The sequence below is a fragment of the Streptomyces sp. T12 genome (assembly GCF_028736035.1).
GTDB lineage: Bacteria > Actinomycetota > Actinomycetes > Streptomycetales > Streptomycetaceae > Streptomyces.
This window is the reverse complement of the sequence record NZ_CP117866.1, coordinates 11104220-11116067: the sequence shown is the minus strand read 5'-3', so window position 1 is coordinate 11116067 and position 11848 is coordinate 11104220. Positions and strand designations below refer to the sequence as shown.

Sequence of the window (11848 nt, the reverse complement as noted above, 5' to 3'; positions counted from 1 at the left end):
TGCACGACACAGTCAAGGGAAGGTCCGGTAGTGATCAGCATCCCGACCCACACGCTCAACGACGGTACGACCCTCCCCGCCCTCGGCCTCGGCACCTGGCCGATGGACGACGCGCAGGCCGAGCAGGCGGTTCACGACGCGCTGGAACTGGGGTACCGCCTCGTGGACACGGCGACGAACTACCGCAACGAGACCGGCGTCGGCCGTGGCGTCGCGGGCAGCGGCGTGCCCCGCGAGGAGATCGTCGTGACGACGAAGCTCCCCGGCCGCCACCACGGCTACGAGGAGACCCTCGCCTCCTTCGAGGAGTCCCGCGCCCGCCTCGGCCTGGACTACGTGGACCTCTACCTCATCCACTGGCCGCTCCCCCGCGTCGACAAGTACGTCGACTCCTGGAAGGCCATGATCAAGCTGCAGGAGGACGGCCTCGTCCGGTCGATCGGCGTCTCCAACTTCACCGCCGAGCACCTCGAACGGCTGGAGAAGGAGACCGGGGTCCTGCCCTGCGTCAACCAGATCGAGCTGCACCCCTTCTTCCCGCAGGCGGAGCTGCGCGCCTTCCACACCGGCAAGGGCATCGTGACCGAGAGCTGGAGCCCCCTGGCCCCCGGAACCAGTCTCCTGGAGGATCCCGTCGTGACCGGCATCGCCGACGCCCTCGGGGCGACACCCGGCCAGGTCGTCCTGCGCTGGCACGTCCAGCTGGGCGCCGTCCCGATCCCGAAGTCGGCCGATCCCGGGCGACAGCGCACGAACCTCGATGTCTTCGGTTTCGAACTGAGTGCCGACCACATGACGGCGATCGCGGACCGCGCCCAACGGCGCCGCGGTGGGGACCCCGAGGTACACGAAGAGTTCTGAGCGGGCGTCGCGGACAGAGTTGCGAGCGGGCGTCGGCGGCGCGTCGCAGGGTACTCGGGGCGCTCGGGAAGGAGGCGCTCATGGGCGAGAAGGACCGGCTGCGGGACTACCACGGCAAGCGTGACTTCGGGCGGACCGGGGAGCCGCAGGGGCGTGCGGAGGCCTCCGGTGAGGAGCCGCGGTTCGTGGTGCAGATCCATGACGCCCGCACCCTGCACTTCGACTTCCGGCTCCAGGTGGACGACGTACTGAAGTCCTGGTCGGTGCCGAAGGGGCCCTCCGACGATCCCCACGACAAGCGGCTCGCCATGCCCACCGAGGACCATCCGCTGGAGTACGAGGAGTTCGAGGGCGTGATCCCGAAGGGCGAGTACGGCGGCGGCACGGTGATCGTCTGGGACAACGGCACGTACGAGCCGATGAGCCATGACCGCAAGGGGCGGCCCGTCGACTTCGGCGAGTCGCTCGAGCGGGGTCATGCCACGTTCCGGCTGAGCGGGTCGAAGCTGCACGGCGAGTACGCGCTCACCCGGATCCGCGACGGGCGGGACGGTGACCGGGAGGCATGGCTGCTGGTGAAGGCCCGCAAGGGGCGGGCACACGGGCACGGCACGCCCGACCCGTACCGGGCCCGTTCGGTACGGACCGGTCGCACGCTCGGCCAGGTCGCCGGGGACGGCGTCGACGGAAAATCCAGCGAATGATTCGGTTCCGCCCTCAACTACCTTTCCCTGCCTCTATGTTCACGGCGACACCCGCTCTCGCCGCAGGAGGCTCCTCGCATGCGCACCGCGCTCCGTACCGCCGTGACCGGCGCCGTGGCCGCCGCCACCGTCCTCGTCGCCGGGCCCGCCCAGGCAACTCCGCCCGGGCCCGGTGTCACCGCCCGGACGATCAGTCAGAAGACCGTCGGCGACACCGACTACATCCTTCGGGAGGTCACCATTCCGCCCGGTCAGGCCACCGGCTGGCACTACCACGACGGGCCCCTCTACGCGTTCACGCAGCAGGGCACGCTCAGCCACTACAACTCCAGCTGCGCCTCCGACGGCGTCTACCCGCAGGGCAGTTTCATCCAGGAGCCGGCCGGACCCGGCAACGTCCACATAGGCCGCAACCTGGGGGACACGGCGGTCGTCCTCGACGTGCTCTATGTGCTGCCGCACGGCGCGCCGTTCTCCCAGGACGCACCGAACCCGGGCTGCCCGTTCCAGTGATCACGGCGCTGGGGTGATCACCCCGGCGGCAGCGGCTGTTCGGCCCAGATCGTCTTGCCGCTGCCGGTCTGCCGGCTCCCCCAGCGCTGGGTGAGCTGGGCGACCAGCAGCAGCCCGCGGCCGCCCTCGTCGTAGGCGTGGGCCCGGCGCAGATGCGGGGAGGTGGAGCTGCCGTCGGAGACCTCGCAGATGAGGGTGCGGTCGCGGATCAGGCGGAGCTGGATCGGGGGTGCGCCGTACCGGATGGCGTTGGTGACGAGTTCGCTGACGACGAGTTCGGTGACGAAGGCGGCCTCGTCCAGTCCCCAGGCGGTCAGTTGCTCCGTGGCGGCCTGCCGGGTGGCCGCCACGTGCTCCGGGTCGGGCAGTACGTCCCAGGTGGCGATGCGGTCCGCGCCCAGGGCCCGGGTGCGGGCCAGCAGCAGGGCCACGTCGTCGCTGGGGTCCTCCGGCAGAACGGCCTTCAGCACGGTGTCGCACAGGGCGTCGAGGGTGTCGGCGGGCGCGGTCAGCGCGCGGCACAGTTCGGCGGTGGCGTGGTCGATGTCGCGGTCGCGGTCCTCGATGAGGCCGTCCGTGTACAGGGCGACCAGGGAGCCTTCGGGCAGCTCCACCTCCATCGCCTCGAAGGGCAGCCCGCCGACACCGAGCGGGGGCCCGGCGCTCATTTCGACGACCTGTGTGGTGCCGTCGGGCAGGACGAGGGCCGGTGGCGGATGGCCGGCGGCGGCCAGGGTGAGGCGGCGGGAGACGGGGTCGTAGACGGAGTAGAGGCAGGTGGCGCCCAGTTCGGCGACCTCGTCGCTGTCGTCCCCGGCCAGATGGGTGACCAGGTCGTCCAGGTGGGTGAGCAGTTCGTCGGGTGGCAGGTCCACGTCGGCGAGGGTGCGTACGGCCGTGCACAGGCGGCCCATGGTGGCCGACGACGGGATGCCGTGTCCGACGACGTCGCCGACGACGAGGGCGACGCGGCCACCGGACAGCGGGATCACGTCGAACCAGTCGCCGCCGAGGCCGGCCTGCGATCCGGACGGCCGATAGCGGTGGGCCACCTCCACGGCCGCCTGCCCGGACAGTCCCCGGGGAAGCAGGTTGTGCTGCAGGGCCAGCGCGGTGGTGCGCTCGCGGTCGAAGCGGCGGGCGTTGTCGATGCAGACGGCGGCCCGGCTGGCGAGTTCCTCGGCGAAGACGGCGTCGTCGGCGACGTAGTCGTCCGGTTGCCTGATGCGCACGGCCACCACGACGCCGAGCGTGGTGCCGCGCGCCCGCAGCGGCGCCGCCATCACGGAGTGGGCGCCGACGCGGTGGCGCCGGCCGGCCGGAGCGCGCGCGTTGCGTTCCGCCACCCAGCGCATGAACGCCGGCTCACCTGCCTGGCTGAGGACCACGCTGCCCTGAAGGATCGCCCGTGCGGGCGGCGAGAACGGCGGGTAGAAGTCCACCTCGCCCAGGTGCACGGCCGCTTCCGGGGTGCCCTCGGTGCCGGAGCCGTGGGCGACGCGGCGCAGCGCGATCTCGGTGCCGGACAGCGGCGGCGCCTCCTCCGCCCCCAGGACCCAGTCGAACAGGTCCACGCTGGCGAAGTCGGCGAACCGGGGCACCATGACCCCGACCAGTTCCTCCGCCGTGCGCACCAGGTCCAGGGTGGTGCCGATGGCGGCCGCCGCCTCGTTCAGCAGGGCCAGCCGCTGCCGGGCCCAGTACTGCTCGGTGCTGTCGAACGCGGCCAGCGCGGTGCCGACCAGCCGGCCCGAGGAGTCGCGTACCGGCCACATGTCGGTGGTCCAGGAGTGCTCACGGTTCAGGGCCGGGGCGCCGGTGAAGCTCTCGTAGCGCAGCGGCCTGCCCGTCTCGGCGACCTGGCGCAGATGCCACAGAAAGCCCCGGCTGTGTGTCCCGTCCTCCACGGTCTCCGGGAAGTGGCGGCCGAGCAGGACCTCCTCGGGTACGCCCATGACCTTGCAGGCCGCTTCGTTGAGCCGCAGGTAGCGCTGGTCGGCGTCGAAGACGGACATGGACATGGATGCCTGCTGGAAGGCCTGCTCCGCGAGCGTGGGCTCGGTGCGGTCGGTCGGCACGGTGGTGATCACGTATCCGCCCGGCCCCCCGTCGTCGCCGAGCAGGACGCATGCCGTCACGTTCAGGGCGACGGGTGAGCCGTCCCGGTGACGTACCACGGCGGTGCCGGCCAGCGCGGCCACGGCTTCGGGCGGCGGCTGCTCGGCGAGCAGCTCCCGCACCGGCCGTCCCAGTGTTTCCTGGCCCGTCAGGCCCGTCAGCCGCTGGGCACCCTCGCTCCACCCGGTGACGACACCGTGGGCATCGATGATCGCCGCAGCGGAGACGTGCTCCATGTCGTCCAGGATGAGTCCTGAGCCGCACCGCATCAACCGCGCTGCCCCATCTGCCGGTGCCTGATGGCGAGCCCGACGTGGCTACGTGGCTTTGGTGAGGGTGTCGAGTTCGGCCGCGAGGTCGGGGTGGGCGGTTGCCAGGTGGGGGCGAGTGGCGTCAAGGGGGTGGATGAGGGCGGCGGGGTCGTCCTGGGCGAGGGCCGCGTGAAGTTGGCTGAGCGGGTGGCGGGCGGCGGCCGGGAGGTCGGTGAGGGCGGTGATCCGACCGGCGAGGCGGCGCAGGTCGGCGGCGTTGCGGCGGGCCCAGGTGGCGATGTTGCGGTCGGCGGCGCGGCGTTCGCGGGTGGCCTGGACGCGTTGTTCGCCGGTGGTTCCGGCGGGGCCGGGCCGGTTGCGCAGGTAGCGGCGTTCGGCCGCCTGGCGGCTGGCGACGCCGAGGGGGTGGGCGAGGTCGGCCCAGCTGGCCCCGGCGTGACGGGCGGTTTCGATCAGGCCGGTCTCCCATCCGGCGAGTTGTTCGCGAATCTGCCGCAGCAGCAGGAGGGAGGCCAGCGCCTGCTCCGGGTCGGCGTTCTCGGCATCGGTGAGCCCGGGGGCCTCGTGCTGGGCGGCGCGCAGGGCGTCGCCGATGGCTTCCAGGGCCGCGGCGGCGGCGAGAAACGAGGCCGGGCTCTGGCTGCCGGCGTGGGCAGAGGCCGGCTGGTCAGCTGCTGCCATGGGCACCTCCCTCGGGGTTGTCATCCTTTCGACGACATCATGTTTGTCATCCATTGGATGACATGTTACAACGGTTTCAACGAGGCGCATTGGCAGCTACTGCCCGACCTTCTGGAGGTGTTTCGCGATGTTGATGCGCACCGACCCCTTCCGCGAGCTCGACCGACTGACCCAGCAGCTGATGGGCCCGGGCACCTGGACGCAGCCGTCCACGATGGCGATGGACGCCTACCGCGAGGGTGACGAGTACGTGGTGGCCTTCGACCTTCCCGGCGTCAGCACGGAGGCGATCGACATCGACGTCGAGCGCAACATGCTGACCGTCAGGGCCGAGCGCCGGCCCGTGGCGAAGGCCGACGACGTACAGATGGAGCTGTCGGAGCGGCCGCTGGGCGTCTTCTCACGGCAGCTCGTGCTGGCCGACACGTTGGACACCGAGCACATCAAGGCCGACTACGACGCCGGGGTGCTCACCCTGCGGATCCCGATCGCCGAGCGGGCCAAGCCCCGCAAGATCGCCATCGGCGGGGAATCCTCCCGCAAGGAGATCTCCGGCTGAGCCGGGCGACCCGGGACGATCAGCGGCGGAGGACGGGCACCCTGAAATGGGGCTCTGTGAACCGGGGACACCCTGAACCGGGGGCACCCTGAACCGGGGCTCCCCGTCCTCCCCACCCCGCCGGGCTCAAGAAGGGTGGCGGCCGACATGACCTTGCGATGGGAAGCATTCCTCGACCGCGTGACAGAACGCGGCGAGTACGACAGCCGGCAGGAGGCAGAACGCGCGGCCCGCGTGGTGCTCGCCCTGCTGGGCGCACACCTCGTCGGCGACGTGCGTGCCCAGCTGGCGGCGCGTCTGCCGGAAGACTTCGCCCTGATCCTGCTCAACCCGCTGCAGAGCGCCGAACCGCTGTCACCGGAGCGGTTCGTGCGGGCGACGGCGGTCTGGATCGAGGGGGCCACCGAGCAGACCGCGACCTGGGACGTCGGCGCCGTCCTCAGCACGGTCGCCGACGCGGCCGACGAGGACCTGCTCAAGCAGATCCTGCTCCAGCTCCCCGCAGGCTACGACCTGCTGTTCGGCCGACCCCAGCCCACCTGACCACCCGTACACCCGGTGTCCGCACACCCCGCCGGGCACCGGCAACCTCAACGACAGAAAGGCAACCACCGCAGTGATGTCCGACCGGCGTGCACCGCTCCAGCACTCGTCCGTGATGACGTTCGAGCACATGCTGGAGAAGGTCCGTTACGAAGGCGCCTACCCCACCCGGGAACGGGCCGAGGAGGCTGTCCGCCTGGTCGTCGCGGGACTCGGGCGCCAACTGGCGGGCGACGAACGCGTCGAACTGGCCGCCCGCCTGCCCCTGGAAGCCGCACGCGTCCTCACCGGACAGATCCCCGACCCCCAGCCCCTCACCGGCTGGGCCTTCGTCAAGGACCTCGCCGCCCGCACCGGCGCCACCCTGGCCACCACCCGCTGGGACACCGGCTCCGTTCTCGCCACGGTCGCCGCCCTGGCCGGCCCCGAACTGCTCACCCGTATCCTGCGCCGGCTGCCCTCCGGCTACGCGCTGCTGTTCGGCCGCGCCGAACTCACCCAAGCCGCCTGACCTCGTCCGGCACTTCCGGGCACCTCCGCTCGCTCACTTGCGCAGCGCGGCGAGGGCCCGGTCGGCGTGGGTGTTCATCCGCAGTTCGCTGCGGACGATCTCCAGGACCGTGCGGTCCTGCCCTATGACGAAGGTGACCCGTTTGGTGGGGGCCAGCGAGAAGCCGCGCGTCACCCCGAACCGGTCCCGGACCGTCCCGTCCGCGTCGGACAGCAGGGGGATGCCGAGCGTGTGCCGGTCGGCGAACTCCTGCTGCCGTTCGACCGCGTCACCGCTGATGCCGACGGGCCGGGCGCCGACGGCGGCGAACTCGGCGGCGAGATCACGGAAGTGGCAGGCCTCCGCGGTGCAGCCCGGGGTGAGGGCGGCGGGGTAGAAGAAGAGCACCACCGGCCCTTCCGCGAGCAGCCCGGTGAGGCTGCGGGTGGTGCCGGTCTCGTCCGGCAGCGAGAAGTCCTCGACCTTGTCGCCGACCTTCAGCTGTGCGCTCATGCCTGGGCCTCCGCACTCTTCGCGACCCCGCGGGCCCACAGCACGAGGGGGATCTGCAGGGGCAGCCGGCCGATGGCGGCGGCCCGCTGCGGCGCGGGGCGGTGCCGCCAGTCGACGGCCATCTTCACGTTCGCGGGGAACACACCGACGAAGAAGGCCGCCGTGGCCAGCGCGGCGGCCTTGCGGGTACGCGGCAGCGCCACACCGGCCGCCAGCGCGAGCTCGGCGACGCCACTGGCGTACGTCCAGGTCCGGGGCGTCCCCGGCAGGGCGCGCGGCACGGTCTCGTCGAACCGGCGTGGGGCGGCGAAGTGGGCGATGCCCGCGGTGGCCAGCAGGCCGGCGAGCAGCAGGGGCGAACGTTCGGACCGGGGCACGGATCCTCCTAGGGTGACCTGCCGCCGGATGCTACCGGAGGGTAGGTCACGGCCCTGCACTCGCCCCTGCCTGTTCATCGGCCCTGCTGCGAGCGGCCGTTGTGGGTGCCTGGCGTGTACCCGAAGGACCGGCGGAAGACGTCGACGAAGGCGCTGGCGGAGGACCAGCCGCAGCGGTGGGCGACGGTCGTGACGGGCGTGTCCTCGGCGAGCAGCCGCAGCGCGTGATACAGGCGCGACTGGGTGCGCCACTGCGGGAAGGTCATGCCGAACTCGTGGCGGAAGAGCCGGCTGAGGGTGCGCTCGCCGACTCCGGTCGCGGCGCCGAGGGCGGCGAGGGTGCGCGGGTCGGCGGGGTCGGCGTGGACGAGCGCGCACACCGCGGCCAGGCGGGGGTCGGTGGGGGTGGGCAGGCGCAGGGGCTGCTGGGGCGAGGCGCGCAGCTGGTCGCGCAGGACGGCGAGCAGGCGGCGGCGCTCGGGGCTGTCGTCGCCGGGGTCGCGGGTGTAGGCGAGGATCAGCTCGCGCAGGAGGGGGCTGACGGCGAGGACGGTGGGGGCGTCCAGGCCGAGGGGGTTGTCGTCGGCGTCCAGGCCGACCAGGTGCAGGTCGAGGTGGCCGTGGGCGCGGTGCGCGTGCACGGTGCCCGCGGGGACCCAGATGGCGCGGTTGCCGGGCGCGAACCAGGTGCCGGCGTCGGTGGTGACGGCGAGGACGCCGGAGCCCGCGTAGACGATCTGGTGGTCGTCGTGCCGGTGCGCGTCGATGCGTTCCCCGGCGGCCAGGGCCTGGGCGCGGGTCGGCGCGGTCGGGTCGTGGCGGATGTTCGACACAACAAGGCAGATTATCGAAAGCGGGCCATGGGCCTCCCCCGCGACGATCGCATGGTGTCAACGAAACGCAACCGAGCCATGACCCTGCTGTCCCTGGGCCACGCCTGTGTCGACGTGTACCAGGGCGCCGTGGCGGCCCTCGTCCCCTTCTTCGTCGCCGAGCGCGCCTACAGCTACGCGGCCGCCTCGGGCATCGTGCTCGCGGCCTCCTCGCTGTCGTCGGTGGTGCAGCCGCTGTTCGGGGCGCTCACCGACCGGTGGGCGATGCCGTGGCTGCTGCCGCTGAGCGCGCTGACGGGAGGCGCCGGGGTGGCGCTGAGCGGGGTCATGGGTTCCTACGCGCTCACGCTGGCGGTGGTGGCCGTGTCCGGCATCGGGGTGGCCGCCTACCACCCGGATGCCGCCCGCGCGGCCCGCGATGCCGCGCACGGCAGTCATACGGCGATGGGGTGGTTCTCCCTCGGCGGGAACGTCGGTTTCGCGCTGGCCCCGCTGCTGGTGGCGGCGGTGGTCGCCACCGGCGGTCTGGGCGCCACTCCCCTGCTGGTCGGGCCGGCCGTCGTGGGAGCTGCCCTGTGCGCGGCGGCGGTGCGCTCGGCCGGAAGCCGTGGGGCCGCCGTCGGCAAGGGCGAGGAGGTCGGCTCCGACGACTGGGGGGCGTTCCTGCGGCTGTCCGGCGCCGTCGTGTGCCGGTCGATCGTGTTCGTCGGGCTGAGCGCGTTCGTCTCGCTGTACGTCCGACAGCGGACCGGTGGCGGTGCCGTGGCGGGCACGGCCGCGCTGTGTGTGCTCTACCTGGGCGGCGCGCTGGGCACCGTGGCCGGGGGGCGGCTCGCCGACCGGTACGGGCGGCTCGCGGTCGTACGCCAGGCGTATGCGCTGACCGTACTCGCGGTGGCCGGAGTGGTCCTCGTTCCCGGGCCGGGCGTGTATCTGTTCGTCGCGCTGACGTCGGCCGGCCTGTACGTCCCGTTCTCGCTGCACGTCACGCTCGGCCAGGACTACCTGCCCCGGCGGGTGGGCACCGCGAGCGGTGTGACGCTGGGGCTGACCGTGAGCGTGGGCGGCCTCTTCGCCCCGGTCGTCGGCGCGCTGGCCGACGCCACGTCGCTGCAGAACGCGCTCGCGGTGCTCATCGCCCTGCCCGCGCTGGGGCGGCTGCTGCTGTGCGGGCTGCGGGAGCCGGCACCGCCCGCGGGGGCCGTCCCGGCACCCGGCTCCTCCGGGCACCGCTCACGCACGGCGTCGGCGTGACCGGTGCCCGAGCGGTCCGGTCAGGCGGACCCGGCCGGTGCCGCCGTCTGCGGTTCGGTGTCCTCGTCGATGGCGTGGGCGAGGAAGTCGTCGACCATGCGGTGGAAGAGGGAGGCCAGCTGGCGCAGCTCCGCGGGGGTCCAGTCGGCCAGGGCGAGCTGCATGCCGCGGGCGCCGGCCTCGCGGACCCGGGCGATGGCCTGACGGCCGGCCTCGGTGAGTTCGATGCGCTGGGCGCGGCGGTCCTGGGGGTCGGGGACGCGGGTGACGTAGCCGCCCTTCTGCAGCTGCTGCACCGTACGCGTGACGTGCGAGGCCTCCACACCGAGCCGGGCGGCCAGCTCCCCGGGGCGCAGCGACTCCGAGTCGGCGACCTGCCGCAGCAGCGCCACCGCGGCCCGGTCCAGCGGCACACCGGCCAGGGCCATGAGCCGCTCGTGCTGCCGGGCGCGCGTGCTCAGGTAGGTGATGCGGGTGAGCGCTCGCTCTATCTCGATCACTTCCGGGGACGCGGGCGTGTCGGGGAGTTCGGGGAGCGGTGGTGTGGCCATGGGAACCACTTTACCATCTCGTTGCGTAACTCAACTAATTGGGCGGCGGGGTCACACGGCACCCGCCCCTGTCACACGCATCCGCGTCGGCGGCGGAAAGGCGCCGGAGCCCGGCGGCCCCAGGTGTCCGCCGGACTCCGGCCCGCGCGGCATGTCAGGCCGCGGGTGCCCCGCCCGGCACGGCCTCGGCCCGCGAGTGGGACGGCACGGTCCCGTCCCAGTCCGCGCCCGTCGCGATCGCCTGCCGCCACTGGCGGATCGCCTTCGGCGGCATCCCCACGGCCAGCGCCCCGGTCACCTTCTCGCCCCTGCGGTAGGCGGCCACGAACCGGCCCTCCGTCAGTTCCCCCTCCACAACGGCGACTTCGTCGTGCCCGCGGAGATAGCCGTACGCCTGGATCTTCATGTCGTACTGGTCGGACCAGAAGTACGGCACCGGCGCGAAGGACTTGCGGGCGTCCGGGTGCAGCAGATTGCGGGCCGCGGCCATCCCCTGCTCGGCGGCGTTGGTGCGGTGCTCGATGCGCATGGGCAGCCCGAAGAGCGGGTTGTACCAGCGGGCCACGTCTCCGGCGGCGTACACGTTCCGCGCGGCCTCGCAGTACTCGTCGCACACCACGCCGTCGCCGACCGTGAGCCCGCCGGCGGCGAGCCAGTCGGTGTTGGGCACGGAGCCGATCGCGATCAACACCTCGTCCGCCTCGACCAGTTCGCCGTCGGCGAGGCGCACGCCGTCCCCGGTCACCTCGGTCACGGTGACGCCGCAGCGCAGGTCCACGCCCCGGTCCAGATGGGCGCGCGTCAGCACCTCGCCGACCTCCGTGCCGACGGCGTGAGCCAGCGGCACCGGGGCGGGCTCGAGAAGCGTCACCTCACAGCCCAGCCGCCAGGCGACGGCGGCGGCCTCGGCCCCGAGGAACCCGGCGCCGACCACGACCAGCCGCTTGCCCGGCGTCAGCCGGTCCCGCAGCCGCACCGCGTCGTCCAGGGTGCGCAGCACATGCCCGCCCGCACCGGGCAGCCGGCGCGGCCGCACTCCGGTGGCCAGGATCAGACCGTCGTACGGCACCGCCGAGCCGTCGGCCAACTCCACCATTCGGTCGGCGAGTTGCAGACCGGCCGCCGGCACGCCGAGGCGCAGATCGAGGTCGAGCCCGGCCAGGTCGTCGGGGGTGCGCAGGGCCAGCCGCTCCGGCTCCCACTCGCCGGACAGCAGCTGCTTGGACAGGGGCGGACGGTCGTACGGGGCGAGGGGTTCGTCGCCCACCAGGGTGAGCGTGCCGTCGTAACCCTCGCGGCGGAGCGTCTCGGCCGCCGCGAGCCCGGCGGCCGAGGCGCCGACGACGACAATGCGCCTCACCGGTCCACCAGCCGGATCGCGGCGGCGGGGCAGATCGCCACGGCCTCGCGTACGCCGTCGAGGTGTTCGGCGGCAGGCTGCTCGTCGAGCAGGATCGCGATCCCGTCGTCGTCCTGGTCGAACACGTCCATGGCGGCGAGCACGCACTGTCCGGACGCGACGCACTTGTCGGCCTCCAGCTCCACCTTCATGGCCATCTCCTTCTTCACACGTGGTTCT

The 11848-nt window shown here is 72.8% G+C and carries 15 protein-coding genes; 7 read left to right on the top strand and 8 right to left on the bottom strand.

Annotated elements, in window-relative coordinates; all coding sequences use genetic code 11:
* The first annotated feature begins 30 nt into the window (after window positions 1-30).
* The 3 genes from PBV52_RS49805 to PBV52_RS49795 all read left to right on the top strand — a co-directional run bounded on the left by PBV52_RS49805 (window position 31) and on the right by PBV52_RS49795 (window position 2078).
* Window positions 31-861 carry an aldo/keto reductase gene (locus PBV52_RS49805; RefSeq protein ID WP_274248879.1) on the top strand — a complete coding sequence of 277 codons (831 nt, stop codon included), beginning with the start codon at window positions 31-33 and terminating at the stop codon, window positions 859-861.
* A gap of 80 nt (window positions 862-941) precedes the next feature.
* Complete coding sequence (locus PBV52_RS49800) at window positions 942-1565, top strand: DNA polymerase ligase N-terminal domain-containing protein (RefSeq protein WP_274248878.1); 624 nt, start codon at window positions 942-944, stop codon at window positions 1563-1565.
* A 78-nt stretch (window positions 1566-1643) separates the two neighbouring features.
* The gene (locus PBV52_RS49795; RefSeq protein ID WP_274248876.1) at window positions 1644-2078 is read left to right on the top strand and encodes a cupin domain-containing protein; all 435 of its coding nucleotides are present in this window, start codon (window positions 1644-1646) and stop codon (window positions 2076-2078) included.
* Between the two features lie 17 nt (window positions 2079-2095).
* Here PBV52_RS49795 and PBV52_RS49790 read toward each other — a convergent pair whose 3' ends face one another.
* Together PBV52_RS49790 and PBV52_RS49785 are read right to left on the bottom strand one after the other, a co-directional pair.
* Window positions 2096-4432 (bottom strand): SpoIIE family protein phosphatase, encoded by a 2337-nt coding sequence (locus PBV52_RS49790; protein WP_274248874.1) that lies wholly within the window; start codon window positions 4430-4432, stop codon window positions 2096-2098.
* Between the two features lie 81 nt (window positions 4433-4513).
* Window positions 4514-5149 carry a type III effector protein gene (locus PBV52_RS49785; protein ID WP_274248872.1) on the bottom strand — a complete coding sequence of 212 codons (636 nt, stop codon included), beginning with the start codon at window positions 5147-5149 and terminating at the stop codon, window positions 4514-4516.
* 127 nt (window positions 5150-5276) lie between these two features.
* Between PBV52_RS49785 and PBV52_RS49780 the strand changes: the two genes are divergently transcribed.
* The 3 genes from PBV52_RS49780 (at window position 5277) to PBV52_RS49770 (ending at window position 6762) form a co-directional block, all read left to right on the top strand.
* The gene (locus PBV52_RS49780) at window positions 5277-5708 is read left to right on the top strand and encodes an Hsp20/alpha crystallin family protein (protein ID WP_274248868.1); all 432 of its coding nucleotides are present in this window, start codon (window positions 5277-5279) and stop codon (window positions 5706-5708) included.
* Between the two features lie 147 nt (window positions 5709-5855).
* Window positions 5856-6251: a DUF2267 domain-containing protein gene (locus tag PBV52_RS49775; RefSeq protein ID WP_274248866.1), complete on the top strand. Its 396-nt coding sequence runs from the start codon at window positions 5856-5858 to the stop codon at window positions 6249-6251.
* Window positions 6252-6327: 76 nt separating this feature from the next.
* On the top strand, window positions 6328-6762 hold the full coding sequence (locus PBV52_RS49770; RefSeq protein WP_274248864.1) for a DUF2267 domain-containing protein: 435 nt from the start codon (window positions 6328-6330) through the stop codon (window positions 6760-6762).
* Window positions 6763-6795: 33 nt separating this feature from the next.
* Here PBV52_RS49770 and PBV52_RS49765 read toward each other — a convergent pair whose 3' ends face one another.
* The 3 genes from PBV52_RS49765 to PBV52_RS49755 all read right to left on the bottom strand — a co-directional run bounded on the left by PBV52_RS49765 (window position 6796) and on the right by PBV52_RS49755 (window position 8464).
* Complete coding sequence (locus tag PBV52_RS49765) at window positions 6796-7254, bottom strand: peroxiredoxin (RefSeq protein ID WP_274248863.1); 459 nt, start codon at window positions 7252-7254, stop codon at window positions 6796-6798.
* Complete coding sequence (locus tag PBV52_RS49760; RefSeq protein WP_274248861.1) at window positions 7251-7631, bottom strand: DoxX family protein; 381 nt, start codon at window positions 7629-7631, stop codon at window positions 7251-7253. Before PBV52_RS49760 ends, PBV52_RS49765 begins: the two co-directional genes overlap by 4 nt.
* A gap of 74 nt (window positions 7632-7705) precedes the next feature.
* Entirely contained in the window at window positions 7706-8464 is a 759-nt protein-coding gene (locus PBV52_RS49755; protein WP_274248859.1) for a helix-turn-helix transcriptional regulator, read from the bottom strand.
* A 78-nt stretch (window positions 8465-8542) separates the two neighbouring features.
* On the opposite strand from PBV52_RS49755, the gene PBV52_RS49750 reads away from it, so the two are divergent.
* The gene (locus PBV52_RS49750; RefSeq protein ID WP_274248857.1) at window positions 8543-9718 is read left to right on the top strand and encodes an MFS transporter; all 1176 of its coding nucleotides are present in this window, start codon (window positions 8543-8545) and stop codon (window positions 9716-9718) included.
* 20 nt (window positions 9719-9738) lie between these two features.
* Here PBV52_RS49750 and PBV52_RS49745 read toward each other — a convergent pair whose 3' ends face one another.
* The 3 genes from PBV52_RS49745 to PBV52_RS49735 all read right to left on the bottom strand — a co-directional run bounded on the left by PBV52_RS49745 (window position 9739) and on the right by PBV52_RS49735 (window position 11820).
* On the bottom strand, window positions 9739-10269 hold the full coding sequence (locus tag PBV52_RS49745) for a MarR family winged helix-turn-helix transcriptional regulator (RefSeq protein ID WP_274248855.1): 531 nt from the start codon (window positions 10267-10269) through the stop codon (window positions 9739-9741).
* Window positions 10270-10423: 154 nt separating this feature from the next.
* A complete protein-coding gene (locus PBV52_RS49740) occupies window positions 10424-11629 on the bottom strand; it encodes an NAD(P)/FAD-dependent oxidoreductase (protein ID WP_274248853.1) in 1206 nt (401 codons plus the stop codon).
* Window positions 11626-11820 carry a ferredoxin gene (locus PBV52_RS49735; RefSeq protein WP_274248851.1) on the bottom strand — a complete coding sequence of 65 codons (195 nt, stop codon included), beginning with the start codon at window positions 11818-11820 and terminating at the stop codon, window positions 11626-11628. Before PBV52_RS49735 ends, PBV52_RS49740 begins: the two co-directional genes overlap by 4 nt.
* Between the last annotated feature and the right edge of the window lie 28 nt (window positions 11821-11848).

What these genes read in the sequence shown, in the direction of transcription:
- PBV52_RS49800 (WP_274248878.1), top strand. Translation starts at nt 942, where the DNA reads ATGGGCGAGAAGGACCGGCTGCGGGACTACCACGGCAAGCGTGACTTC.
- PBV52_RS49795 (WP_274248876.1), top strand. Translation starts at nt 1,644, where the DNA reads ATGCGCACCGCGCTCCGTACCGCCGTGACCGGCGCCGTGGCCGCCGCC.
- PBV52_RS49790 (WP_274248874.1), bottom strand. Translation starts at nt 4,432, where the DNA reads ATGGAGCACGTCTCCGCTGCGGCGATCATCGATGCCCACGGTGTCGTC.
- PBV52_RS49785 (WP_274248872.1), bottom strand. Translation starts at nt 5,149, where the DNA reads ATGGCAGCAGCTGACCAGCCGGCCTCTGCCCACGCCGGCAGCCAGAGC.
- PBV52_RS49780 (WP_274248868.1), top strand. Translation starts at nt 5,277, where the DNA reads ATGTTGATGCGCACCGACCCCTTCCGCGAGCTCGACCGACTGACCCAG.
- PBV52_RS49775 (WP_274248866.1), top strand. Translation starts at nt 5,856, where the DNA reads ATGACCTTGCGATGGGAAGCATTCCTCGACCGCGTGACAGAACGCGGC.
- PBV52_RS49770 (WP_274248864.1), top strand. Translation starts at nt 6,328, where the DNA reads ATGTCCGACCGGCGTGCACCGCTCCAGCACTCGTCCGTGATGACGTTC.
- PBV52_RS49765 (WP_274248863.1), bottom strand. Translation starts at nt 7,254, where the DNA reads ATGAGCGCACAGCTGAAGGTCGGCGACAAGGTCGAGGACTTCTCGCTG.
- PBV52_RS49750 (WP_274248857.1), top strand. Translation starts at nt 8,543, where the DNA reads ATGACCCTGCTGTCCCTGGGCCACGCCTGTGTCGACGTGTACCAGGGC.
- PBV52_RS49745 (WP_274248855.1), bottom strand. Translation starts at nt 10,269, where the DNA reads ATGGCCACACCACCGCTCCCCGAACTCCCCGACACGCCCGCGTCCCCG.
- PBV52_RS49735 (WP_274248851.1), bottom strand. Translation starts at nt 11,820, where the DNA reads ATGAAGGTGGAGCTGGAGGCCGACAAGTGCGTCGCGTCCGGACAGTGC.